Source organism: Paracoccus sp. TRP (assembly GCF_000185925.1).
In the GTDB taxonomy this organism is placed as follows: Bacteria; Pseudomonadota; Alphaproteobacteria; order Rhodobacterales; family Rhodobacteraceae; genus Paracoccus; species Paracoccus kondratievae.
Genome location: NZ_AEPN01000001.1, coordinates 106,705 through 130,535, shown reverse-complemented (window position 1 = coordinate 130,535; position 23,831 = coordinate 106,705). Strand labels below are relative to the sequence as shown.

The window sequence follows — 23,831 nt, the reverse complement described above, 5'->3', positions numbered from 1 at the left end:
CGGTCAGGGTCTGCAAGCGCCGTGGGAAATGCAAGAGGGCGCCCCCACGAAACCTGCGGGAGCGCCGTCACATCTTCGTATCCGATCAGCCCTTCCTGAGGCAGCGATTGCCCAGAAGCTCGGCGATCTGGACCGCGTTCAGCGCCGCACCCTTGCGCAGGTTGTCGCTGACGATCCACATGTTCAAGCCGTTTTCAACCGTCACGTCCTGACGGATGCGGCTGACGAAGGTGGCGAAATCGCCGACGCATTCCACCGGGGTCGCGTAGCCGCCCGGCTCGCGCTTGTCGATGACCAGCAGGCCCGGAGCCTCGCGCAGGATGTCGCGGGCCTCGTCTTCGTCGAGGAACTCTTCGAATTCGATGTTCACCGATTCCGAATGGCCGACAAAGACCGGCACGCGCACACAGGTTGCCGTGACCTTGATCGCCGGATCGATGATCTTTTTGGTCTCGACCACCATTTTCCATTCTTCCTTGGTGTCGCCGCTATCCATGAAAACGTCGATTTGCGGGATCACGTTGAAGGCGATCTGCTTTTGGAACTTCTTGGGCTCGACTTCCTGACCGGGGACATAGACGCCCTTGGTCTGGTTCCACAGCTCGTCCATACCCTCTTTCCCGGCGCCCGACACCGACTGATAGGTCGAGACGACGACGCGCTTGATACGGGCGCGGTCATGCAGCGGCTTCAGCGCCACCACCATCTGCGCGGTCGAGCAGTTGGGGTTCGCGATGATCATCTTGTTGCGATAGTTCTCGACCGCGTCGGGGTTCACCTCGGGAACGACCAGCGGGATCTCGGGGTCGTAGCGATACAGCGACGAGTTGTCGATCACCACGCAGCCTTGCGAGGCGGCGATCGGCGCATAGGTCTTGGTCGCGTCGGAGCCGATGGCAAAAAGCGCGATGTCATAGCCGGTAAAGTCGAACCCTTCGATGTCCTTGCACTTCAGGGTCTTGTCGCCATAGCTGACCTCAGTGCCAATGCTCCGGCGCGAAGCCAGAGCAACGACCTCATCGGCAGGGAACTGGCGCTCGGCCAGGATGTTCAGCATTTCACGGCCCACGTTCCCCGTGGCGCCGGCGACAACGACCTTGTAGCCCATTGGGGTCTCCTATGACAAAGGACGACGCGATATAGGGTGTTTCCCGGGAAAGGGAAAGCAAGATTTCGTCAAAAAGACCGATATAATGGCAAAATTCTGTCCTAATGACGAATAATTCGGCGATCTGATGAGATCAGCTCCTGAACCCAGGCAGATTCCTGTGAAAAATCATGGGGAACCTGCTCGGCGGTTCGCCGGCCAGACAGCGACAGAGAGGCAAAGAAATCAAAGCCGAAAAGCTCTAGCCGCGCCATTTGCGACCAGGTGATCAGCGCGATCATCATTGCTCCGGTGGTGGGCGGTGCGCCAAGTTGGTCTCTTAGTGCCTGATAATCGCCCAGTGGATGCAGGTAAAAGCCGGGGCTGATCGCGGTTTGCCAGTCCAGCCGCTTGCGCTTGGGCGACATCCACAGGATGCGCGCGGGCGCGATACGGTCACGGTCCGCATCGGGCAGCCGTGTCGCCAGCGCCAGCCAGTCGGTGCGGGTGCCGTGGCTTGCGGCGGCGGGCATCGGGGCGCGGTTGATGCGGATAACCAGGTCGGCGTTGTCGATACGCTTGCCGTGTCCGGTCTGGGCCAATGCGCGCGCATTACCGACCAGTGCGACATGTTTGTCCTTTAGCGCCGCAAGCAGGTCGCTTTGCGGTACCGAGAGGCTTTGCAGCGCCGTCTCATTGCGCAAGGTCCGGGCGATCAGAAAGCCCAGGCGGTTCACGACAACAGCCTGCGATAGACCTCTGTGATGGCGCGGGCCTCGCCCTCGATGGCGTGATTGGTCTGGACATGCTCGCGCGCCGCCTGCCCCGCCGCCTGCCTGCCCGCATCGTCGTCCAGCCAGTGCGCCAGTGCTGTGGTCAGCGCATCAAGGTCCTCGCGGTCGACAAGGCTGCCCGTTTCTCCGTCGCGGATCAGCGTTTCATAGGCACCGACCCGGGTGGCGACGGTCGGCACGCCGCAGGCCGCGGCTTCAAGCGGGGTCAGGCCAAAACCTTCCCACCGGGCCGGGGCGGTGAACAGGTCGATGGCCTGGTAGTTGCGCACCACCTGCTCCCACGGGACTTCGCCGAGAAAGCGGATACGGTCTGAAAGGCCGGCGGCCTCGATTTTCGCCTTCAGCCCGTCCGCAAAGGCCTGATTGTCGGCGGTGATACGTCCGCTCATGATCAGCCGCGCACGCGGTCGCGAGGGGAACAGTCGCAGCGCCGCCTCGACCAGCAGATCAATGCCCTTTTGCGCACGGACGCGGCCAAAACAACCGATCACGATGTCATCAGGTGCAAAGCCCAGCTCGGCCCGCAGCGCCGCGCGATCGGGGGCGGGATGAAAGACCGACAGGTCCACGCCGTGCAGGATCACCGTGGCGGGACGTTCAAGATAGCTCGCAGCCTGCGGCGAGGTGGCGATCAGCGCGTCCTGACGACGGATCAGCCAGCGGGTAAAGCCGGTATGGCGGCGTTGCGCGGCCGAGGTGAACAGCAGCCGGTAACGCCGCCGCAGCATATGCCGCAGGATCAGCCCCAGCGCCATTTCCGTGTTGCGCCGCGCGTGCCAGACCCGCCAGCGGTCCCGGGGCAGCAGCGCGGCGCGGGTCAGTGGAATATGTGGCAGATCGGGTGGCAGACCGGGGCCGGTGGCGACGATGCCGATCATGCGTGCCTGTACCGGGATCAGCCGCACCACGGTGGCCGTCACGCCCGACAGGCGGCGTTTCAGGTTCGGGGCAACCACATTGATCCGGTCGGCGGGAATTTCAGGCATCAGGTGTCTCGGGCGTCAGGAAATACAAAAGGAACCCCACCGTAAGCGGAATCAGGAAAAACAGGAACAGGGTCGAGTAAGCATGCGCCGCATCCCCGCCCGCCGAGGCCCAGCGATAAACCGGGCGCGAGGAGAATTGCAAAAGTCCGGTTCCTCCGATCGAGAACATGTTGAGGAAGGTGACGCCCCGCCCTACCAGATGTTGTGGTAAAAAGGCGCGGCCATGCGCCATGAGGACGCTGTAACTGACCCCCGACAGCCCGACGAGCGCCAGCAGCGTGACCGACAGCGGGACGCTTTCGGCGGGAAAGAGCCATAGCGCCGCCATGACCGCCACCCCGCCGCCGTTCGAGATCAGCGCCAGACGCCGGATCGAGCCGACAAGCCGCAGTGCCGGCCCGACAAGAAAGTTGCCGACCACCATGGCAACACCCATCGCCAGCGTTGCCTGGCCGATAAGCTGGTCCGATGCGTCGTGCACCTCGGCCATATAGGGACCCGCCCATAGTCCGCGGATCGCGGCCGAGGCGGCATAGTTCACTGAAAACAGCGGCAGGATGAACCACAGCGGCCGCAGTCGCAGGATTTCGGCCAAAGAGCCGGGCCGCTCGGTCGGGGGCAGCCGCTCGGGGTCGCGGGTCAGCGCAAGGATCGCCACCGCCACCGCAAGTGTGGCAAGCGCAAGCAGGGCCAGCGTTTCGCGCCAGCCGATGGCCTCGATCGCCCAAAGCAACGGGGCCGTGCCCAGAATATTGCCCATCGAGCCAAAGCCCACCGTCGCCCCGGCCAGCGTGCCAAAGACTGCCGCCGGATAAGTGCGCGCAAAGATGTAATAGCTGCCCATCAGTGCCGGCGCGCAGCCAACCCCCATCAGGGCCAGTGCTACGTGCAGATGCCAGGGCGCCTGCGCCAGCGCAAAGACCGCTGCCCCGCCCGCGCCCCCAAGCGCCAGCAAAGCTGCTACGGTCCGGCGCGGCCCGACCCGGTCCAGTGCCGTGCCGATGGGGATCTGCATCAGGGCAAAAGTCAGGAACCACATGCCAGATGAGATCGCCAGATCTTCGGGGTCGGCCCCCAGTTCGGTGCGTAGCACCGGCGCCAGAACCGCCAGGAAAGCGCGGTAAAACTGGCTAAGTGTATAGGCCAGGATCAGGCTGATGATCCCCGCCGACATCAATGCACGCATGAACCCCCTCCGGCCAGACGGGCCGAGACTTGCCGATCCCCCGGCCAGAGGCAATGGTCCTTTCGGCGGTTATTCGGTCTTGAGCACGGCGTCCCAGCCGGTCAAAGGTGCCTCGCTCCATTCGCCATAGGTGGCGTTTGGCAGCACGATCCAGTCGGTGCCGAAACGGGCGCGGTTTTCTTCTACCTTCTGCCGTTTGGTGGCGGTGTCAGCCTTATGAAATACGCCGTCAAAGTCGTGCAGCGTATCGCCGAGCAGCAGGATGATCTGATGATCCTTTGACACGACGCCGCGCCGCTCGACCTTGGTGGTGCCGTACAGCAGCACCTGATCGTCCGAAACCTGCGGCAGCCCAAGTTCGTTCAGCGTGGCGATGGTCGAGGGTTTGTTCTCGCCGAAACGGTCCGAGATGTAGTAGATCGCTACCCCTGCCTTGTCGGCATGATCCAGAAACTCTTTGGCGCCGGGGATCAGGGTGGGTTTGCCCTCACGTTCCCAGAAACCCCAGGTGTCCCAGGTGTCGTATTGGTGGCATTCCTGCATGTCACGGACCAGCAGCGCGCTGTTGTCGATCACGGTTTCATCGAGGTCAGTGACAACAGCCAGCTTTGACGGGTCTTCGGCCTTGGCAACGGCGGCATCCAGCCGTTCGGTCGCCAGCGCAAAAGCCTGCAATTGCAGCGCCTGCACCTCGGCCGATTGCTGCTGATAACGCAGACCCATGGCAAATTCGCGCACCTGGCATTGCGGCATTTCCCCGGCGTCCTGCGCCAAAGCAGCCGGAACAAGCAGCGCCGTTGCGGTCAGGCCTGCCGCCAGACGGCGGGCAAGGCGGTCAATGGACATGAAAACTCTCCCTGTTTCGCGGTGGCGCTTCTGTCTGCGCCTGACCGCAAAAGCTAGATTTCATTGATTGACCAGTCAAACAAAAAACCGCCTGGTTCAGGTAGTGGCCAACCGTGAGGGGGCCTCGCGCACGGGCAGGTGGATCAGCGCGCTGAAGGCTCCGACGCCGACCCCTACCCACCAGACGATCGTATAATCGCCGTAGATGTCGTACATCTTGCCGCCCAGCCACACGCCAAGGAACGAACCAAGCTGGTGGCTAAGAAAGACAAAGCCGTAAAGCGTGCCCATGTAGCGCAGCCCGTAGATATAGGCGACCAGCCCCGAGGTCAGCGGTACGGTCGCAAGCCACAGCCCGCCCATGACCAGCGAAAAGATGATGACGCTGGTCGGCGTGATCGGCAGCAGGATAAAGGCAGCGGCGGCAATGGTGCGCAGCGTATAGATTCCGGCCAGCAGGTATTTCTTGGTATAGCGCTTGCCCAACCAGCCTGCAAAGATTGATCCGGCGATATTTGCAAGCCCGATCAACGAGATAGCTGCCGCACCAAGTGTCGAAGTGGTGGTGATCCCGATGCTTGCCAATGTTCCAAGGGGGCTGATCGGTCCGCACATCTCGGTCACCATGGCGGGGAAATGCGCGGTGATAAAGGCCAACTGATAGCCGCAGGAAAAGAAGCCGGCAAAGATCATCAGATAAGACGGGTCGGTAAAGGCGCGTTTCAGCACCGAACCCATGCTTTCCTCAAGCTCGCTGCGGCTGGCGGGCTTGCCACTGCTCAGCATGGGCAGGAAAAACAGACAGGCCAGCACGATCAGCCCAAAGATGATGAACACGCTTTGCCACGGGTAATGCATCAGCAGCATCTCGGCGAGCGGCGCGCCAAAAACCTGCCCGGCCGAGCCGGCGGCAGTGGCGATCCCCAGCGCCAGGCTGCGGTTTTCGTCGCTGGCGGCCCGCCCGATCACGGCAAGGATCACGCCAAAGCCGGTGCCGGCGATGCCAAAGCCGACCATGACCTCTAACAGCTGCACGGTCAGTGGGTCGGTCGCATAGGCTGTCAGGATCAACCCGGCAGAGTACAGGAATGCGCCGATGATCACCGACCAGCGGTCGCCCCAGCGTTCGGCCAGCGCGCCAAAGATCGGCTGACCGATCCCCCAGGCCAGGTTCTGGATGGCGATGGCCAGGCTGAACTCGGCGCGCGGCCAGCCGAATTCCTGCGCGACGGGGATCTGGAACACGCCAAAGCTGGCACGCAAGGCAAAGTTGATCAGCAGGATAAACGATCCGCCGATCAGCACCGCATTGAACAGCGGGGCGCGCAGTGTCCTGTTCATGAAGATCTCCCTCTCGCAGCCCGCAATTCCTGCGCCTCGATGGCGGCCGCGTCAATGGCGCTGATTGTGGGAATCGTCCCGTCGGTCTAGCCTTGGATCATAAGGCAATGCGAGGAGCCAGATGTATCAGGTAATCGGAACTGGCAAGAGCCGCGCCCTGCGCGTGCTCTGGATGCTCGAAGAGCTTGGGCGTCCCTATGAGCATGTCGCCGTCAATCCGCATTCCGAAGGGGTCACACCCTTCAACCCCGCAGGCAAGGTGCCGGTGCTGGTGGTGGACGGCACGCCCATCACTGATTCGACCGCGATCCTGACCTATCTGGCCGACAAGCATGGCGCGCTGACCCATCCCGCAGGCACGCTTGAGCGCGCGCGCCAGGACAGCCTGATGCAATTCGTGCTGGACGAATTCGACGCCGCCTTATGGCTTGCCGCGCGCCACAGTTTCATCCTTCCCGAGGAAATGCGCCTTGCCGCGATCAAGAATACCCTGCGCTGGGAGTTTGAGCGCAGCCAGCGTACCCTTGTCCATCGCATGGCCGACGAAGGTTTCCTGATGGGCGACCGCATGACGGTGCCCGACATCATTCTGGCGCATTGTCTGACCTGGGCCCTGACCGCACGGTTTCCGATCATCGAACACCGGCTGACGGGTTATCTTGAGATGATGCGCGCCCGGCCCGCCTATCTCCGTGCCGCGGCGAGATAAGCGGCGGCACCCCGGCCAGCCCGGCGCCCGGTGGCAAGACAGCCGGTCAGCAGATAGCCCCCGGTCGGAGCCTCCCAATCCAGCATCTCGCCCGCGACAAAGACCCCGGGCATCGCCTTCAACTCCAGAGTCTCAGCCACGCTCTCGGCGGCAATCCCTCCTGCAGAAGAGATCGCGCGCGCAATACCCATCGGCCCCTCATGCGACAGCACCAGCGCTTTGGCGCGACGGGCCAACTCATCGTTCGCCAAAGGCAGCGGCCTGCCCCATTCCATCAGCAGCGCAGCGCGAACCGGATCGCCCAGCCCCCGGCGCAATCGGTTGCCGATCGACAGTCTGGACGGTGCGCGTGCAAACCGCCGCGCCAGCTCATCAACGCCCAGATCCGGCGCCAGATCGACGTGGACCCGGGCGCCGTCGCGAATGGCAGCCGAGACCTCATAAACGCCCCCGCCCTCAATCCCCTCGGCAGTGACGACCCATTCGCCCCGGCTGACATGCTCTCCGGCCCATAGGGCGACACCCTTGACCGCCTGCCCAAAATGCCGCGCCATCTGCGCTGACCACGAGACGCGAAAACCCATATTCGCAGGCTGGAAGGGCACGACCTCAACGCCGCGCCCGACAAGCCAAGGCACCCATGCCGCGTCCGAACCAAGCCGGGGCCAACTCGCCCCTCCCAGTGCCAGCACCACGGTGCGGGGACGCAGCAAGGCTGTACCCTCCGGTACTTCAAACCGCCAGAACACTCCGTCAAAGCCGTTCCAGCGCCAGCGGGTACGCAAATCGACGCCCTGCCCCGCTAATCGCGCCAGCCAGGACCGAAGCAGCGGCGACGCCTTCATCCCGACCGGAAAAACACGCCCGGTTGAGCCGGAAAACAGCTCGATTCCCAACCCGCGCGCCCAGCTGATGACCTCCTGCGGCCCGAATTCTTCTGTGATCAAATATCCCGGGGGACGCGCGCCCCCCCCCCCCCCCCCGGGGGGGGGGGGGGGGGGCCCCCCCCCCCCGTACCGCGTCATGAACAGCTCCCAAGGCTCATCCTTAGTCAGGTTCAGCCCAGATTTTCCGGCCATCAGGAGCTTGCGCGCCGGGGTCGGCATGGCCTCGGCCACCACCACCTGCGCACCCTGTCCGGCCAGAACCTCGGCCGCCATCAACCCGGCAGGCCCCGCGCCGATCACAAGTGCCCCGACGTCTTGCGGATTTGTCACCGCACCCCCCGCGGCATCATGCATAACCGCAGCAGCATCCGCTCCATCAGCGCCATAGCCGGAGCGCGAGAGGATGAGCGCAGCACCAGATCGGTCTCGATCAGCTGATGGATCGCATCTTCCAGCGCGCGCATCCCCCAATCCTGGGCCTGCCGGATCATCCGGTCACGGCGTGGCCCAAAGACCGGAGGGCGCAGCCGTGCCAACCCTGCCCCCGGTCCGCCGGGGTCCGAGGCGGCGGTATGCAGCGCCCTGAAATGCCGCAGCGCCGCGATGCACAGCGTCACCGGGGCAATGCCTTGTCCCTCGATGCGTCGCATCAGCTTTCCGAATTCGCGCGCCCTGCCCTCGGCCACGCAATCAATCAGGTCGTCGACCTCGGCCTCGATGGTCGCAGGTGCAAGGGCTGCGATCTCGGCCGGGCTTAGCGGTTCGGGGTCACCATGTTTGTAAAGGCCGATCTTTTCCACCGTCTGGCGGAAATCGCCGGGATCAAGCGCGCGCGCCAGCGCCATCAGATCGCGCATCGATTCGCGCGGGATTTCCCGCAACCCGGCATCGCGCAACCAGCGCCCGACCTCATCCTCACCAGGCGGGTCGTCATAGATCGGGGCGGTGACAGCGGCAGGATGGGGCTCGAAAAGCTTGCGCAGCGCCGAGGATTTGTTCAGCGCCCCGGCCGCGACAACGATCACGGCATCGCCCGACCTCCATTCCGAGATTGCCGCGGCGATGGCGGGGGCAGCAGCATCCGTTGCGTCATCGACCAGCACCACGCGCTGACCGGGAAAAAAACCGACCGCCTTGACGGCATCAAGCAGGGTTGCGGGGTCGCGGCGCAGGTCACCGCCCGGGATGCGGGTCAGCCGCATCTCTTCCTCGGCACCCTCACCGACCAGAGCCTTGGTGGCCTCGGCCCGTTTCAGTGCCACCCGCATCGCGTCCTGGCCATGGATCAGCAGTGCCGGGCGGGTCGGATCGGGCCGCGCCAGATAATGTCCGATCTCGGCGCCCTTGAGGATCATGGCACCGCGTCTGGCTGAACGGCCAGCAGCCGCGTCACCACCTGATCGGCCAGCATACGGGCCAGCCGGTCATGCGCGTCCTGTTCGGCCGCCATGGTGGCGATGGTGGTCCCCGTGGTCGAATATGAGGTAAAGCTGCTCACCTGTCCGCGCGTCACCTCGCGGGCTGAGCTTGCCTCGGTCAGCACGAAATCGGCGGTGCCGTTCAGGGCGTAGCGCGTCGTCACCTCATCCCGGGTGATCGCCTGCGGAACAACAGCGATGCGCAGCCGGTATTCCAGCAGGAAGCGCGCGTCTTTTTCCGGCCCCAGCTGCTCGGCAATCCGGCCTGCAAAGGCAAAATCGTCCGGGGTACGCGGATCGGCGGTGCGGACCTGGCCAAAAAGCTTGCCGCCCGTGCCCCCCGGTCCGTAGACCGGGGAAAAGCCGCAGGCCGCCAGCGCCAGCGCGCCAAGGATCGCCGTTCGTCTAGACCACGACATTGACGATCCGCCCCGGCACGACGATCAGCTTCTTGGGCGCAGAGCCGGCCATGAATTTCTGCACCGTCTCATCGGCCAGAACGAGCGATTCGATCTGTTCCTTGGGCATGTCTTTGGGCACCTCGATCTCGGCACGGCGCTTGCCGTTGATCTGGATCGGCAGCACGACCGAATCCGAAATCAGCAACGCCGGGTCCGCCTTGGGCCAGGGGGCATCGACAACCATGCCCTGTCCGCCGGCCCTGGACCAGACTTCTTCGGCCAGATGCGGCACCATCGGGGCCATCAGCTGGGCAAGGATGCGCAGCACTTCGCGCCGCGAATCGCCGCCTGCCTTTGATTTCGCGGTCGTGTTCGCCAGTTCGTAAATCTTGGCCACAGCCTTGTTGAAGGCAAAGCTTTCGATGGCGCGCGTCACCTCATCAATGGCTCGGTGTGCGGCGCGGATCAGATCGGGGTCTTCGCCCCCTTCGGGGATCTCGTCGGCAAGCCGCCACACCCGGCCAAGAAAGCGGTTCGCGGCCTCGGCCCCGGCGGCGGTCCATTCGACGTCACGTTCGGGCGGGCTGTCCGAAAGCATGAACCAACGCGCGGTATCCGCACCAAAGCTTCCGACGATATTGACCGGATCAACGACGTTTTTCTTGGATTTCGACATTTTGGCCGAGGGAATCACCTCAACCGCTGTGCCATCGCTCAGCTTTCCGTCGACGACATCTTCGGGCAGGTGATAGACCGGGCGACCGCGTCCATCCCGGGTCATGTAGATCTCATGCGTGACCATGCCCTGGGTAAAGAGCGCATCGAAAGGCTCTTTCGCGGCTTCGGGCAGGTGGCCGGTCCTGACCATCGCCCGGGCAAAAAAGCGCGAATAAAGCAGATGCAGAATCGCATGTTCGATGCCGCCGATATATTGGTCGACATTCATCCAGTAGTCAGATTCGGCCCGATCGGTCGGGGTCGCGGCATGGGGCGCGGTAAAACGCGCATAATACCAGGACGAATCGACAAAGGTGTCCATGGTGTCGGTTTCGCGCCGCGCGGCGGCACCGCAATTCGGACAGGTCACCTGACGCCAGTTCGGATGGCGATCCAGAGGGTTGCCGGGCTGGTCAAAGCTGACATCCTGCGGCAGCAGAACCGGCAGGTTGTCTTTCTTTTCAGGCACCACACCGCAGCTGTCACAATGGACCACAGGGATCGGGCAGCCCCAATAGCGCTGGCGCGAGATGCCCCAGTCGCGCAGCCGGTATTTGGTCACGCCTTCGCCATAGCCATTCGCCTCGGCATGGGCGATGGCGGCATCCACCGCGGCCTCTCCGGTCTGTTCGGCCTCTCCGGCAAAGCCGCGCACATAGGTCACGACTTCGGATTTCAGCGGCACATAGGGTTCTTTGGCGACCAGCGCGTCGGCCTCGTCCAGCGTCGTGCCGCGCGGGCCAAAGGTGGCGCGGATCGGCAACCCGTATTTCACCGCGAATTCATGGTCGCGCTCATCATGGGCGGGCGAACCAAAGATGGCGCCGGTGCCATAGTCCATCAGCACGAAATTCGCGATCCAGACCGGCAGTTCCCAGCCGGGATCAAGCGGATGACGAACCCTGAGCCCGGTGTCAAAGCCCAGCTTTTCTGCCTTTTCAAGAGCTTCCTCGCTGGTGCCGAGCTTGCGCGCCTCGGCGGCAAAGGCGGCAATGCGAGGGTCGGCCTCAAGCGTGCGCGCCAAGGGATGATCGGGCGAGATCGCGACAAAGGACGCCCCGCGCAGCGTGTCCGGGCGGGTGGTATAGACCTCAATCTTTTCAAAACCTTCGGGGGCGTTCACGGTTTCGAACCGGAATTGCAGGCCCCGCGACTTGCCGATCCAGTTCTGCTGCATCAGCCGGACCTTCTCGGGCCAGCCCTCCAGCCCGTCCAGCGCCGCAAGCAGCTCTTCGGAATAGTCCGAGATGCGGAAGAACCATTGCGTCAGCTCGCGCCGCTCGACCGGGGCGCCCGACCGCCAGCCCTTGCCGTCGATCACCTGTTCGTTGGCAAGCACGGTCATATCGACCGGGTCCCAGTTGACCATGGCCGATTTGCGATAGATCAGCCCCGCCTCAAGGAAATCCAGAAACAGCGACTGCTGCTGCTTGACGTAATCGTCGTCGCAGGTGGCAAATTCGCGGCTCCAGTCGATTGACAGGCCCAGCGGTTTCAGCTGCCCCCGCATGGTGGCGATATTGCCGTAGGTCCAGTCGCGCGGATGGCCGCCCTGTTCCATCGCGGCGTTTTCGGCCGGCATGCCAAAAGCATCCCAGCCCATCGGGTGCAGCACGGAAAAGCCCTGCGCGCGTTTGAACCGGGCCACAACGTCGCCCATGGTATAGTTGCGCACATGGCCCATATGGATGCGCCCCGAAGGATAGGGGAACATCTCGAGCACGTAATATTTGGGCCGTTCGTCCCGGACGGCGCGGAACGCGCTCGCCTCTTCCCACGCTTTTTGCCAGCGCGGCTCGCTGATTGCGGGATCATAGGGCATGGAAACCTCCGGGCGTCAGACTGCCCGCAGGGTATTAGCCGCTTGCCCGATGCAGGTCCAGCGGGGTCGGTGCTGCTTAGAGATTACGGTCCTGCAGCCGCAGCTGACGGGCGCGGGTCAGAATCGCGTCTTCGACCGCGCGGACCGTGTCCGGCGCCACCGCTGCGCCGCCCGAACCCTGCAGCGAAACCTTAAGCGCACGCGCATCAAGCGAAGGATCGCTGACCTTGATTGTGGCGCGATAGGCGCGGCCACCGCCCGGAGGCGTGCCGTAGCCGGTGACGATCACGCCGGTAAAGGGGTCGACCGACTGGATCGGCAGAAAGTCCAGAACCTCCAGACTGGCGTTCCAGAGATAGCGGTTGACGGCCACCGTATCGTTCGGGTCGCGGCGATTCGAAAAGACGTCCCAGATCGTGGATTCGCGCTGTTGCGGCTGCGTGGTCTGGGACTGGCCCTGACGTCCTGTGCCCGAACAGGCGGCAAGCCCCGCCAGGATCAGCAGGGTGGCGGTCAGCCGTACGGCGCGTCTGGTCATCTGAAGTCCCCCGGATCGTCCTTGCCGGAGCCATAGCGCAATTTTGCCCCTTGCGACAAGAGATGCCGCGCCTGCCTGCGCAATCCGGCTGGCCGTGGTGAATATAGTACGCGCGCGGGACAGGGGGCGCATGGCTCCGCGGCGGGGCAAAACCGGCACCGGGGCGTTGCAATGGGGTGTGGCTCATGTGCATCACAGCATCCCGGAAACTGGCTAAGTGGATGCGATTTCGTTGCAATGCGGGGGGGAAAGCGCGACACAACAGGCATACCCCAGCCGGTACTCCGGGGTGGGGCATACGAGAGAGACAAGAGGGAAAACCATGAAAAAGGTTCTTTTCGCCACCACCGCGCTGGTTATGACCGCCGGTGTTGCCGCTGCCGAAGTCGCCATCTCGGGCGACGGCCGCATGGGTGTGATCTATGACGGTGACGATGTCCAGTTCGCCAGCCGCGCCCGCGTGAAGTTCACGCTGACCGGCGAATCGGACGCTGGTCTGTCCTTCGGCGGTGAATTCCGCGTTGACCAGGAAGACTGGAACAACTCGTACCGTTCGGCTGCCCGCGGTGAGCGTGGCGCTGTCTGGATTTCGGGCACCTACGGCAAACTGTCGATGGGCGACGTCGTTTCGGCTTCGGAAGCCGCGATCGGCGACCTGTATGAGATCGGCTACACCGACGGCGCCGTTGCTGGCGATCCGGAAGAGATCAGCTACCTGGTCGGCGACGGTGCCAACCGCGATCAGGGCCCGACGATCCTGTATGAATACACCGTCAACCAGATCTCGTTCTACGCTTCGGCTACCGATGGTGTTGACACCAGCGTCTACGACGTGACCACCGGCGCTAACAGCTACAACCCCATCACCGGCAGCCCCGACTCCGACGCTCTGTCGGATCACGTTGCCTACTCGCTGGCCGCTAAATACGACGCCGGCAACTGGTGGGCCGCTCTGGGCTATGCCAAGCACGACGACATGAGCGAAATCTCGCTCGGCGGTGAAGCCAAATTCAATAATTTCTCGGTGAAAGGCGTCTTCGTCAAATACGACGACGTGTTCGTCGGCACCGGCGCTGAGTTCGACTCGACCATCGGTCTGTCGGCTGCTTACCAAGCTGACGCTCTGACCGTGAAGGGCTTCTTCCGTCAGGACAAAGTTGACGTGTATGGCGCCAGCGACATCAAACCGCGCGCTATCGGTATCGGCGCTGACTACGACCTGGGCGGCGGCGCCGTTCTGGCCGGCGGCATCATCAACGTCGACTCCGACGTTGCTGGTGTAGACGACGACACCTACGCTGACGTCGGCGTGAAGTTCAAGTTCTGATCCGTCAGAACCTGGAATCAGGAAGAGCGGGCCTTGCGCCCGCTCTTTTCTTTTGGGAATCATGCACTCATGGGACTGGAAGAGATCAAGCGCCGCATCGCGGCGGCCGAAAAGGCATCGGGACGCGCAGCAGGAGAGGTCACTCTGATTGCGGTCAGCAAAGTGCAGCCCCCTGGGCGGGTTGAGGCGGTATTGGAAACCGGCCACCGCATCTTTGGCGAGAACTACGTCCAGGAAGCGGTCGGAAAATGGCCCGATTGGCGCACGCGCTTTTCCGGGGTCGAGCTGCACATGATCGGCCCCTTACAGACCAACAAGTTGAAACCTGCGCTTGAGCTTTTTGACGCGATCCACACGCTGGACCGTCCGTCTTTGGCAAGTAAACTGGCCCGGCAAGTGCAGGCACGCGGCAGTTGTCCGCAGCTTTTCGTTCAGGTGAACACCGGTGCCGAGCCGCAAAAGGCGGGTATTCTGCCGGATGATGCCGATGCCTTCATCGCCGAGTGTCAGGCCATGGAGCTGGTTTTGTCGGGGTTGATGTGCATCCCGCCCGAGAGCGAAGATCCGGTGCCGCATTTCCGCGCTTTGCGTGACATCGCCGCCCGTAATGGTCTGCGCGGCCTGTCGATGGGCATGAGCGCCGATTTCGAAACCGCCATTGCCGAAGGCGCAACCCATGTCCGCGTCGGCAGCGCAATCTTTGGCGCTCGCGATTATAGCTGACCCGTTCAGATCACCCTTTTACTGAATCCTCGGTGCAGCCGTGAGGAGCATCTGCTTTGTTAACTCATTGTTGACATTGAGGATGCGAGCCCAGCGGTGCCGCGCTAGGTTGCTCGTAAAGGTTGTGTGATTCTTTCGGGTGTTGTCATGTTATTGCTCAGCAGTCTGCTCACTATGCTGTTCGCTGGTCTTGCCATTGACGTGACCTCGACGACCCGGAACCCGACGACTGATGATGAGCCGGACGGTTCGGGCAGCCCGCCTGACGGTGATGAGGGTAATGGGGCTGAAAGTTCCGTTCAGGATGGCACCGAAGGTTCGGACTGGCTGGCCGGCGGCGAGGGTGATGACCTGCTGCGCGGTCATGGCGGCAACGACGATCTGCATGGCGGGCAGGGGAATGATACCCTGTTGGGCGGCGACGGCGATGACTGGATCTATGGCGACGGCGATTATGGTCCGGGTGGCGACGATCTGATCGGCGGGGGCGAGGGCAACGATTACCTCACCGGTCAGGGCGGCAATGACACTCTGCACGGTGGCGGTGGTAACGATACGATCTTTGGCGGTGAGGGCGATGACCTGCTTACCGCTGGTGACGGCGATGATTGGCTGTGGGGCGGGATCGGCAATGACACCCTGATCGCCGGGCGGGGCGAGGATGATCTGGACGGAGGTGAGGGCGATGATCTGCTGATCGGTTCGGCCGATCCGGATCGCGCCTGGCTGCATGGCGGTGAGGGTCGCGATACGCTGTTGCCCGGCGCGGGCGATTTCGCCGAGGGGGGCGAGGGCGAGGATCTGTTCGCTCTCGAAATGCCTGGCGACCGGGCTGACTTGGACGCGCCTCCGGCCGTTATTGCCGATTTCAACCCACGTGAGGACCGGATTGAGCTGCGCTATCAGGATGATGGCAGCGGCACCGAACCTGTCGTGACGGTTGAGCGGGACGAAAACGACGCAGCGGTGATCCGCGTGGACGGGGTGATTATCTGCGAGGTTCAGAACGCCCCGAACCTGCGCGCAGAAGATATCCTTTTGAACCAGATCAAACCGCAGAAGTAACCGTGCTGGCCAAGGAATCCGCTTTCCTTTTGCACCGATTCCGCCTATACGCCCGCATCCGCCTGAACGATTCTGGCGGTGTTCTCCATGGGCCTGTGCTGGACGACATCCCGGCCTGAGCCATAACCCTTTGTTCTGAAAGGAGCCCCCGATGTCGATTACGGTTGAAGAAAAGAACCGCGTCATGGCCGAATTCGCCACCAAGAAAGGCGACACCGGCTCGCCCGAGGTGCAGGTTGCGATCCTGTCCTCGCGCATTGCTACTCTGACCGAGCACTTCAAGACCCACAAGAAAGACAACCACTCCCGCCGTGGTCTGCTGAAGCTGGTCGCGCAGCGTCGTAAGCTGCTGGACTATCTGAAGCGCAAGGACGAAGCCCGCTACACCGCGCTGATCGGCAAGCTGGGCCTGCGCCGCTAAGGCAGGAACAGGGTGGCGCAAGCTGCGCCGCCAAGCGTTGCGCCCGTGGCCAAGGCCGCGGGCGTTTGCATTTTCCGGCCACGGATTTGCCCGTTACGCTGCTGGCCTGAAGGGGCAGGGCGCTGGCAAACCACTTCCCATGCACCCTGTTTTCCTGTATGGGGCAACTCCATCTGTGACGTGACGCCAGGCCCCGGGGCACATGCAAAGGATAGGGGCGGCGGCAATGGGGCCGCCATTTGACACGGGACGCGACCGGAGGGCCGGCGCGTCGCCAGAGGAAACCGAATGTTTGATGAAGTGAAGAAATCGATCCAGTGGGGCAATGAAACGCTTACGCTGGAAACGGGCAAGGTTGCCCGTCAGGCCGACGGCTCGGTGATTGCCACTCTGGGCGAAACCAGCGTGATGGCCAACGTCACTTTCGCCAAGGAACCCAAGCCCGGTCAGGATTTCTTTCCCCTGACGGTGCATTATCAGGAAAAATACTATGCCGCCGGCAAGATCCCCGGCGGTTTCTTCAAGCGCGAAGCACGCCCGAGCGAGCGTGAGACGCTGACCGCGCGCCTGATCGACCGTCCGATCCGCCCGCTGTTCGTCCCCGGCTTCAAGAACGAAGTGCTGGTGATGTGCACCGTGCTCAGCCACGATCTGGTCAACGATCCCGATATCGTCGCCATGATTGCTGCCTCGGCTGCCCTGACCATCTCGGGCGTGCCCTTCATGGGGCCGATCGGCGCGGCGCGCGTTGGCTTTGCGAACGGCGAATATGTGCTGAACCCCGAAGTTGCCGATATGGAAAACCTGCGCGGCAACCCCGAGCAGCGCCTTGATCTGGTCGTCGCCGGTACCCGCGACGCGGTGATGATGGTCGAATCCGAGGCCTATGAGCTGACCGAGGCCGAGATGCTGGGCGCGGTCAAGTTCGGCCACGAGGCCATGCAGCCGGTGATCGACCTGATCATCTCGCTGGCCGAAGAAGCCGCCAAAGAACCCTTTGAGTTCCAGGCGCCGAACTACTCGGCCCTGTATGACCGCGTGAAATCGCTGGGCGAGGCCGATATGCGCGCCGCCTATGCAATTCAGGACAAGGGTCAGCGCCGCGACGCCATCGAGGCAACCAAGGCAAAGATCCTCGAAGGTCTGAGCGAGGAAGAGCAGCTTGACCCGAACCTGGGTTCGGCGCTGAAAAAGCTGGAATCGGGCATCCTGCGTGGGGGCATCATTGATGGCCGCCCGCGGATCGACGGCCGCGACAACCGCACCGTGCGTCCGATCGACGTGGAAGTCGGCTTCCTGCCGCGTACCCATGGTTCGTCTCTGTTCACCCGCGGCGAGACGCAGGCGCTGGTCGTGACCACCCTGGGCACCGGCGATGACGAACAGATCATCGACGCGCTGCACGGTAACTTCCGCAGCAACTTCCTGCTGCATTACAACTTCCCGCCCTATTCGGTCGGCGAGGTTGGCCGTGTGGGTTCGCCGGGCCGTCGTGAGATCGGTCACGGCAAGCTGGCATGGCGCGCGCTGCAGGCGGTTCTGCCTGCGCCGACCGACTTCCCCTACACCATCCGCGTGGTCAGCGAGATCACCGAATCGAACGGCTCGTCCTCGATGGCTTCGGTCTGCGGTGGCTCGCTGTCGATGATGGATGCGGGTGTGCCGCTGAAGGCTCCGGTTGCCGGTGTCGCCATGGGTCTGATCCTCGAAGAGGATGGCCGCTGGGCAGTCCTGACCGACATTCTGGGTGACGAGGACCATCTGGGCGACATGGACTTCAAAGTTGCCGGGACGGAAAACGGCATCACCAGCCTGCAGATGGACATCAAGGTCGCGGGCATCACCCCCGAGATCATGGAGCAGGCCCTGGCTCAGGCCAGGGACGGCCGGATGCACATCCTGGGCGAAATGTCGAAAGCTTTGTCCGAGGGCCGTCGCGAATTCAGCGCCCATGCTCCGCGTATCGAAACCATGACCATTCCGGTCGACAAGATCCGCGAAGTTATCGGCTCGGGTGGCAAGGTCATCCGCGAGATCGTCGAGACTTCGGGCGCCAAGGTGGACATCAACGACGATGGCACCATCAAGATCGCCTCGTCCAACGCCGATGCGATCCGCAAGGCGCATGAGATGATCTATTCGATCGTGGCCGAGCCCGAGGAAGGCAAGATCTACACCGGTAAGGTGGTCAAGCTGGTCGACTTTGGTGCCTTCGTGAACTTCTTTGGCAAGCGTGACGGCCTGGTCCATGTCAGCCAGATCGCCAACAAGCGCCTGAACCACCCCAATGAGGTGCTTAAGGAAGGCCAGGAGGTCAAGGTCAAGCTGCTGGGCTTTGATGACCGTGGCAAGGTTCGCCTTGGCATGAAAATGGTCGACCAAGAGACGGGCGAAGAGATCCAGCCCGAGAAAAAAGAAAAAGAAGACGCCGAAGGCTGATCTTTCTTTTTCTTAGTGCATATCGGCCCGTCCGCAGGTTTGCGGGCGGGCTGTTGCTTTTTCGGCGAGGTTATTGTCCGCCAGGGCGGTCGGGTCAGCTGTTTGTTTCCCCGGTTTGATGGTGCGATCCATTCTTTGGAATGGAAGGATGCCTTATAGGCGAGTTCGTTGTGGAAGCGCCACGACCACGCTCGCCCTCCAAGCGGCCATACAGTGACTGGCGGCCTTGCCCGCAGGCTCAAGACCCTCGACGGTCAATACATCTGCAAGATCCGGACATCAGAGCCGGAACGATTCATCCAGAACCGTCCGCCAGATGTCCGGACTGAACAATCCAGGCGGGGCGAAAGGCCCCACCCGGCCCGGAGTTACGCCGGGTCCTTGGCAAAACGCAGGTAAGGCAGCTTTTTGTCAAGCTGGCCATAGCGCGCCTCGGCGGCGGCGTCGTCCAGCGCCAGCGCCACGATCACATCCTGGCCCGGGACCCAGTTTGCCGGGGTTGCCAGCGGAACGCCGTCGGTTTTCCGCACCGCGTCAAGCGCGCGCAGGATTTCGGCAAAGTTGCGGCCGACCGACATCGGATAGGTCATGGTCAGGCGCACCTTTTTGTCCGGCCCGATGATGAACACCGTCCGCACGGTGGCCGAGTGTTGGGGCGTGCGGCCTTCGTTCGGCAGGTAATAGTCGGCGGGCAGCATGTCATAGGCCTTGGCGACCGTCAGATCGGTGTCGTCGATGATGGCGAAATTGGCCGGAACGCCAGCGACTTTTTCAATGTCGGCCTTCCATTTCCCGTGATCCTCGACCGAATCGACCGAGACGCCCAGCACCTTGGTGCTGCGCTTTTCGAACTCGGGGACCAGTTGCGCCACGGCACCGAATTCCGTGGTGCAGACCGGGGTAAAGTCCCGCGGATGCGAGAACAGGATCGCGTAACTGTCGCCGATCCAGTCGTGGAAGCTGATCTGCCCCTCGGTCGAGTTGGCAGTGAAATCGGGGGCGATATCGTTGATGCGCAGGGACATTGCAGGTCCTTTCGGTTGGCTCTCCCGCGTCAAGATAGTCATGCGTATCGGATTGTCCAACACGATCTTTCAAGTCGTGATAAAAATCGGGGCGGCTGCTGTGGCTTGCAGCCCGGCTGTCCGGGTGCCAGTCTGCTGGCCAATCGCAGATCAAGGGAGGCTCTCATGAGCGGACTTGCCGACAAGCGGAAATTTTACATCAACGGCGCCTGGGTTGCGCCCAGCCAGCCGCGCGATCTTGAGGTGATCGACCCCTCGACCGAAGAGCCGGTGGCGGTCATCAGCCTTGGCGATCAGGCGGATACCGATGCGGCGGTTGCGGCGGCCAAGGCGGCTTTCCCGGGCTGGTCCCGGACGTCTCCGGCCGAACGGCTGGCCTATGTCGAACGGATTCTGGAGATCTACAAGCGCCGCGCCTCTGATATGGCCGCCGCGATCACCGCCGAGATGGGCGCGCCGCAGGACATGTCGTTGAACGACCAGACCGCAGCCGGCAGCTATCATATCGAGACCTTCATCGAGGCGTTCCGCAACTTTGAATTCATCCGCCCGCTGGGTCCGCATGCCCCAAACAGCATGGTCGCGTGGGAGCCGGTTGGCGTTGTCGGGCTGATCACGCCGTGGAACTGGCCGATGAACCAGGTGACGCTGAAGGTGATCCCGGCGTTGCTTGCGGGCGATACCGTTGTGCTGAAGCCCAGCGAGATCGCGCCGCTTTCCTCGGTCGTCTTTACCGAAATCGTGGATGAGGCCGGGTTGCCTGCGGGTGTGTATAACATGGTGAACGGGGACGGCTTGGGGGTAGGGACCCAGCTTTCCACCCATCCTGATGTGGATATGATCAGCTTTACCGGCTCGACCCGCGCCGGGATTGCGATCACCAAGGCTGCTGCCGACACGCTGAAGAAAGTGGCGCTGGAACTGGGCGGCAAGGGTGCGAACCTGATCTTTGCCGATGCCGACGAAAAGGCGGTGGTGCGCGGGGCCCGGCATTGCTTTTACAACAGTGGCCAGTCCTGCAACGCGCCGACGCGGATGCTGGTCGAGCGTTCGTTCTACGAAACCGCGGTCGAGCAGGCCCGTAAGGTTGCCGAGGAAACCCAGGTCGCCAGCGCCCATCAGCCCGGCCGTCACATCGGTCCGGTGGTCAGCAAGCAGCAATGGGACAAGATTCAGGGTCTGATCCAGCAGGGCATCGACGAGGGCGCGCGTCTGGTCGCCGGTGGTCCCGGCCTGCCCGAGGGCGTCAATCGCGGCTATTTCGTCCGGCCGACCGTCTTTGCCGATGTGACCAATGAGATGACCATCGCGCGGCAAGAGATATTTGGTCCGGTGCTGTCGATCATCCCATTTGACAGCGAAGAAGAGGCGGTCGAAATCGCCAATGACACGATCTATGGGCTGACGAACTATGTTCAGACGCAGGATGGTGCCCGTCGCAACCGACTGGCACGCCAGCTGCGTGCCGGCATGGTCGAAATGAATGGCCAGTCGCGCGGGCGTGGCGCGGCCTTTGGCGGGGTCAAGGCTTCGGGCCGGGCGCGTGAGGGTGGTGTCTGGGGGCTCGAAGAGTTCATGGACAGCAAGCAGATCAGCGGCTGGGACCCCGAGGCCTGATTCCCGCGCCTTTGCCCGAGCGGCCCTTTTCCTGGGCGGATGTTGTCGCTAGCATCCGCCCACGACGGGAAAAGGGGGGCATGCGATGAAAACGATCCTGATTACCGGCGGTGGCAGCGGCATTGGTCGGCTTACCGCCCGACGGTTTCTTGATGGGGGTTGGAAGGTCGGGCTGATCGGCCGACGCGAGTCGGCTTTGGCCGAGACGGCGGATGGCCATCCTGATGCGCTGATTCTGCCCTGCGACGTGACGGATGAGGCGGCGGTCGATGCCGCCTTTGCCCGTGCGGTGGCCGAATGGGGGCGACTGGATGTTCTGTTCAACAATGCAGGCGCGATCCTGATTTCGCGCCTGATCGACGAAATTTCCTGGCAGGACTGGCAGGGCGTTGCGCGGGTCAATATCGACGGTATGTTCCTGTGTGCCCGTGCAGCCTTTCGCCAGATGCGGCGGCAGGACCCGATGGGCGGGCGGATCATCAACAACGGCTCGATCGCTTCCGAGGCGCCGCGCCCCGGTTCGGTTCCCTATACGGTTTCCAAACATGCGGTGACGGGGCTGACGCGGACGCTGGCGCTGGATGGGCGGCCCTTTAACATCGCCTGCGGTCAGATTGACGCCGGCAATGCCGCGACCGAGATGATTACGGGTGTGGCGACGCAGGGTGCGCCCCAGGCCGATGGCTCGATCCGGCCCGAACCGGTGATGGACGCGGCGAATGTCTCTGAGGCGGTGTTTCATATGGCGAACCTGCCCGAGGGCGCAAATGTCCTGCATATGACTGTCATGGCGACCAACATGCCCTTTGTCGGGCGCGGTTGATACGCCGCCCGAGCCATAGGCGAACAAGCGAAAGGATCAGCGATGAAACTGCTGCGCTATGGCCCGGCGGGTCAGGAAAAACCGGGGCTTCTGGATGCCGAGGGGCGTATTCGCGACCTTTCGGCCCATATCGCCGATATCTCGGGCGAGGTGCTGGGCCCCGATGGGCTGGCGCAGTTAGCGGCGCTGGATCTTGATGCGCTGCCCATCGTGTCGGGTCAGCCGCGCCTTGGGCCCTGCGTCGGCCATGTGCCGAAATTCGTGGCTATCGGGCTGAACTATGCCGATCACGCGGCCGAGGCCGGTTTGCCAGTCCCGGCCGAACCGGTGGTGTTCAACAAATGGACCAGCTGCATCATTGGCCCGGATGATGATGTGATCATTCCGCCCGGCGCGCAAAAGACCGATTGGGAGGTCGAGCTGGGCGTCGTCATCGGCGCGCGCGCAAGTCAGGTGTCCGAGGCGATGGCGCTGGAACATGTCGCGGGTTATTGCGTCGTCAATGACGTGAGTGAGCGCGAATGGCAGGCCGAACGCGGCGGCACCTGGGACAAGGGCAAGGGTTTTGACACCTTTGGCCCCATCGGCCCGTGGCTTGTCACCCGGGACGAGATCCCCGATCCGCAGGCGCTGGACCTGTGGCTTGAGGTGGACGGGGTGCGTCGCCAGCATGGCTCGACCGCGACGATGATCTTTGGCGTGGCCGAGATTGTTGCCTATTGCTCGCGGCTGATGACGCTGATGCCGGGGGATGTGATCACGACCGGCACGCCCCCGGGTGTGGGCATGGGCGCGAAACCCCCGGTCTTTCTGCGCGGCGGCGAGGTGATGCGGCTTGGTATTTCAGGCCTTGGCGAACAGTCCCAGAGGGTACGGCGCTCGTGACAGGCCGGGCGCGGCTCAGCTTTCAGCGGCGAGGGTTTCGGCCAGCGTGTCGGTTTTGGTGAAATAGTTCGGAGACAGGCGCAGCACGCCCGGCAGCTCCATCAGTACCCGGCGCAGGTGGTCGCGGATCGCGGCCTCGGCCCGGTCGGGGTCCTGGGCGGCGATGGCCTGGGCGATCTCCCGGTGCTGGGCCAGCATATCGTCCTTGGGCGTCATCGCCGCCAGCAGGTGGCGGGCACGGTCCAGATGCACCTTGAGCTGTTGCAGATGGTTCCAGACCATCACCTTGCCCGAGATCCGGGCCAGCATGGCGTGAAACTCTTCGTCAAGCTGGGCGAGGTTGGCGGGGTCGGTTTCGGCCTCGTGCCGCGCGATCTGGGCGAAAAGCGCCTCGTGGTCCTGCGGCTGGGCGCGGGTCGCCGCCAGCCGCACAATGTCGGATTCCAGCGATTCGCGAATAAAGCGAGTACAGAGCACCCATTCCATATCAATGCGGGTGACAAAGGTGCCGCGCTGGGGGCGGATCTCAAGCAGGCCCTCTCCGGCAAGGCGGATGAAGGCTTCTCGCACCGGCTGGCGGGAAAGCTCGTATTGATCGGCGATTTCCTGTTCGGACAGGCGCGTCCCGGGCGGCAGTTCGCCGCGAATGATGCGTTTCCGCAGCCGGATCTGTAGCTGCACCGCAAAGGGCGCCTGCACGAAAGGCTCGGAATAGGCGTTTATAATCGGTGCAGGGTCCATGGCTCCTCCCTGTCCCGCATTAGGGGCTTGGTT

Annotated in this window: 22 protein-coding genes; 9 read left to right on the top strand and 13 right to left on the bottom strand. The window is 63.0% G+C overall.

Annotated elements, in window-relative coordinates:
• Positions 1 to 85: 85 nt before the first annotated feature.
• From PARACOCCUSGL_RS0100585 to PARACOCCUSGL_RS0100560, 6 genes are all read right to left on the bottom strand, one after another.
• A complete protein-coding gene (locus PARACOCCUSGL_RS0100585; RefSeq protein ID WP_010391985.1) occupies positions 86 to 1,108 on the bottom strand; it encodes an aspartate-semialdehyde dehydrogenase in 1,023 nt (340 codons plus the stop codon).
• Between the two features lie 101 nt (positions 1,109 to 1,209).
• Complete coding sequence (locus tag PARACOCCUSGL_RS0100580) at positions 1,210 to 1,824, bottom strand: glycosyltransferase family 29 protein (RefSeq protein ID WP_010391983.1); 615 nt, start codon at positions 1,822 to 1,824, stop codon at positions 1,210 to 1,212.
• On the bottom strand, positions 1,821 to 2,867 hold the full coding sequence (locus PARACOCCUSGL_RS0100575) for a glycosyltransferase family 4 protein (protein ID WP_010391981.1): 1,047 nt from the start codon (positions 2,865 to 2,867) through the stop codon (positions 1,821 to 1,823). The genes PARACOCCUSGL_RS0100580 and PARACOCCUSGL_RS0100575 overlap by 4 nt, the downstream gene beginning before the upstream one ends.
• Positions 2,860 to 4,053 carry an MFS transporter gene (locus PARACOCCUSGL_RS0100570; protein WP_010391979.1) on the bottom strand — a complete coding sequence of 398 codons (1,194 nt, stop codon included), beginning with the start codon at positions 4,051 to 4,053 and terminating at the stop codon, positions 2,860 to 2,862. Before PARACOCCUSGL_RS0100570 ends, PARACOCCUSGL_RS0100575 begins: the two co-directional genes overlap by 8 nt.
• Positions 4,054 to 4,122: 69 nt before the next feature.
• Complete coding sequence (locus PARACOCCUSGL_RS0100565) at positions 4,123 to 4,899, bottom strand: 5'-nucleotidase, lipoprotein e(P4) family (protein WP_010391977.1); 777 nt, start codon at positions 4,897 to 4,899, stop codon at positions 4,123 to 4,125.
• 96 nt (positions 4,900 to 4,995) lie between these two features.
• On the bottom strand, positions 4,996 to 6,240 hold the full coding sequence (locus tag PARACOCCUSGL_RS0100560) for an MFS transporter (protein WP_010391974.1): 1,245 nt from the start codon (positions 6,238 to 6,240) through the stop codon (positions 4,996 to 4,998).
• Positions 6,241 to 6,361: 121 nt separating this feature from the next.
• On the opposite strand from PARACOCCUSGL_RS0100560, the gene PARACOCCUSGL_RS0100555 reads away from it, so the two are divergent.
• Complete coding sequence (locus PARACOCCUSGL_RS0100555; protein WP_010391973.1) at positions 6,362 to 6,949, top strand: glutathione S-transferase family protein; 588 nt, start codon at positions 6,362 to 6,364, stop codon at positions 6,947 to 6,949.
• Here the strand turns inward: PARACOCCUSGL_RS0100555 and PARACOCCUSGL_RS0100550 are convergent.
• The 5 genes from PARACOCCUSGL_RS0100550 to PARACOCCUSGL_RS0100530 all read right to left on the bottom strand — a co-directional run bounded on the left by PARACOCCUSGL_RS0100550 (position 6,925) and on the right by PARACOCCUSGL_RS0100530 (position 12,732).
• Positions 6,925 to 8,190 (bottom strand): TIGR03862 family flavoprotein, encoded by a 1,266-nt coding sequence (locus PARACOCCUSGL_RS0100550; RefSeq protein WP_010391972.1) that lies wholly within the window; start codon positions 8,188 to 8,190, stop codon positions 6,925 to 6,927. The genes PARACOCCUSGL_RS0100555 and PARACOCCUSGL_RS0100550 overlap by 25 nt on opposite strands.
• Complete coding sequence (gene holA / locus PARACOCCUSGL_RS0100545; protein ID WP_010391971.1) at positions 8,163 to 9,191, bottom strand: DNA polymerase III subunit delta; 1,029 nt, start codon at positions 9,189 to 9,191, stop codon at positions 8,163 to 8,165. Before holA ends, PARACOCCUSGL_RS0100550 begins: the two co-directional genes overlap by 28 nt.
• Positions 9,188 to 9,673, bottom strand: a complete 486-nt coding sequence (lptE, locus tag PARACOCCUSGL_RS0100540; protein ID WP_010391970.1) for an LPS assembly lipoprotein LptE — start codon at positions 9,671 to 9,673, stop codon at positions 9,188 to 9,190. The genes holA and lptE overlap by 4 nt, the downstream gene beginning before the upstream one ends.
• Entirely contained in the window at positions 9,660 to 12,194 is a 2,535-nt protein-coding gene (leuS, locus tag PARACOCCUSGL_RS0100535; protein WP_010391969.1) for a leucine--tRNA ligase, read from the bottom strand. The genes lptE and leuS overlap by 14 nt, the downstream gene beginning before the upstream one ends.
• 76 nt (positions 12,195 to 12,270) lie before the next feature.
• Positions 12,271 to 12,732 (bottom strand): DUF3576 domain-containing protein, encoded by a 462-nt coding sequence (locus PARACOCCUSGL_RS0100530; protein ID WP_010391967.1) that lies wholly within the window; start codon positions 12,730 to 12,732, stop codon positions 12,271 to 12,273.
• Positions 12,733 to 13,054: 322 nt separating this feature from the next.
• On the opposite strand from PARACOCCUSGL_RS0100530, the gene PARACOCCUSGL_RS0100525 reads away from it, so the two are divergent.
• From PARACOCCUSGL_RS0100525 to pnp, 5 genes are all read left to right on the top strand, one after another.
• Positions 13,055 to 14,059, top strand: coding sequence for a porin (locus PARACOCCUSGL_RS0100525; RefSeq protein ID WP_010391965.1), 1,005 nt, complete (start codon positions 13,055 to 13,057; stop codon positions 14,057 to 14,059).
• A gap of 69 nt (positions 14,060 to 14,128) precedes the next feature.
• Positions 14,129 to 14,782: a YggS family pyridoxal phosphate-dependent enzyme gene (locus tag PARACOCCUSGL_RS0100520; protein ID WP_010391964.1), complete on the top strand. Its 654-nt coding sequence runs from the start codon at positions 14,129 to 14,131 to the stop codon at positions 14,780 to 14,782.
• A gap of 147 nt (positions 14,783 to 14,929) precedes the next feature.
• A complete protein-coding gene (locus tag PARACOCCUSGL_RS22300; protein WP_304412093.1) occupies positions 14,930 to 15,847 on the top strand; it encodes a calcium-binding protein in 918 nt (305 codons plus the stop codon).
• A 151-nt stretch (positions 15,848 to 15,998) separates the two neighbouring features.
• On the top strand, positions 15,999 to 16,268 hold the full coding sequence (gene rpsO, locus PARACOCCUSGL_RS0100510) for a 30S ribosomal protein S15 (protein ID WP_010391962.1): 270 nt from the start codon (positions 15,999 to 16,001) through the stop codon (positions 16,266 to 16,268).
• A 288-nt stretch (positions 16,269 to 16,556) separates the two neighbouring features.
• A complete protein-coding gene (pnp, locus tag PARACOCCUSGL_RS0100505; RefSeq protein WP_010391961.1) occupies positions 16,557 to 18,707 on the top strand; it encodes a polyribonucleotide nucleotidyltransferase in 2,151 nt (716 codons plus the stop codon).
• Between the two features lie 368 nt (positions 18,708 to 19,075).
• Here the strand turns inward: pnp and PARACOCCUSGL_RS0100500 are convergent, their stop codons facing one another.
• On the bottom strand, positions 19,076 to 19,732 hold the full coding sequence (locus PARACOCCUSGL_RS0100500) for a peroxiredoxin (protein ID WP_010391960.1): 657 nt from the start codon (positions 19,730 to 19,732) through the stop codon (positions 19,076 to 19,078).
• Positions 19,733 to 19,897: 165 nt separating this feature from the next.
• Between PARACOCCUSGL_RS0100500 and PARACOCCUSGL_RS0100495 the strand changes: the two genes are divergently transcribed.
• From PARACOCCUSGL_RS0100495 to PARACOCCUSGL_RS0100485, 3 genes are all read left to right on the top strand, one after another.
• Positions 19,898 to 21,349: an aldehyde dehydrogenase family protein gene (locus tag PARACOCCUSGL_RS0100495; protein ID WP_010391959.1), complete on the top strand. Its 1,452-nt coding sequence runs from the start codon at positions 19,898 to 19,900 to the stop codon at positions 21,347 to 21,349.
• Between the two features lie 85 nt (positions 21,350 to 21,434).
• Positions 21,435 to 22,172: an SDR family oxidoreductase gene (locus PARACOCCUSGL_RS0100490; RefSeq protein WP_010391958.1), complete on the top strand. Its 738-nt coding sequence runs from the start codon at positions 21,435 to 21,437 to the stop codon at positions 22,170 to 22,172.
• Positions 22,173 to 22,214: 42 nt separating this feature from the next.
• Positions 22,215 to 23,057, top strand: coding sequence for an ureidoglycolate lyase (locus tag PARACOCCUSGL_RS0100485; RefSeq protein WP_010391956.1), 843 nt, complete (start codon positions 22,215 to 22,217; stop codon positions 23,055 to 23,057).
• 15 nt (positions 23,058 to 23,072) lie between these two features.
• Here PARACOCCUSGL_RS0100485 and PARACOCCUSGL_RS0100480 read toward each other — a convergent pair whose 3' ends face one another.
• The gene (locus PARACOCCUSGL_RS0100480) at positions 23,073 to 23,798 is read right to left on the bottom strand and encodes a GntR family transcriptional regulator (RefSeq protein WP_010391955.1); all 726 of its coding nucleotides are present in this window, start codon (positions 23,796 to 23,798) and stop codon (positions 23,073 to 23,075) included.
• Positions 23,799 to 23,831: the final 33 nt, after the last annotated feature.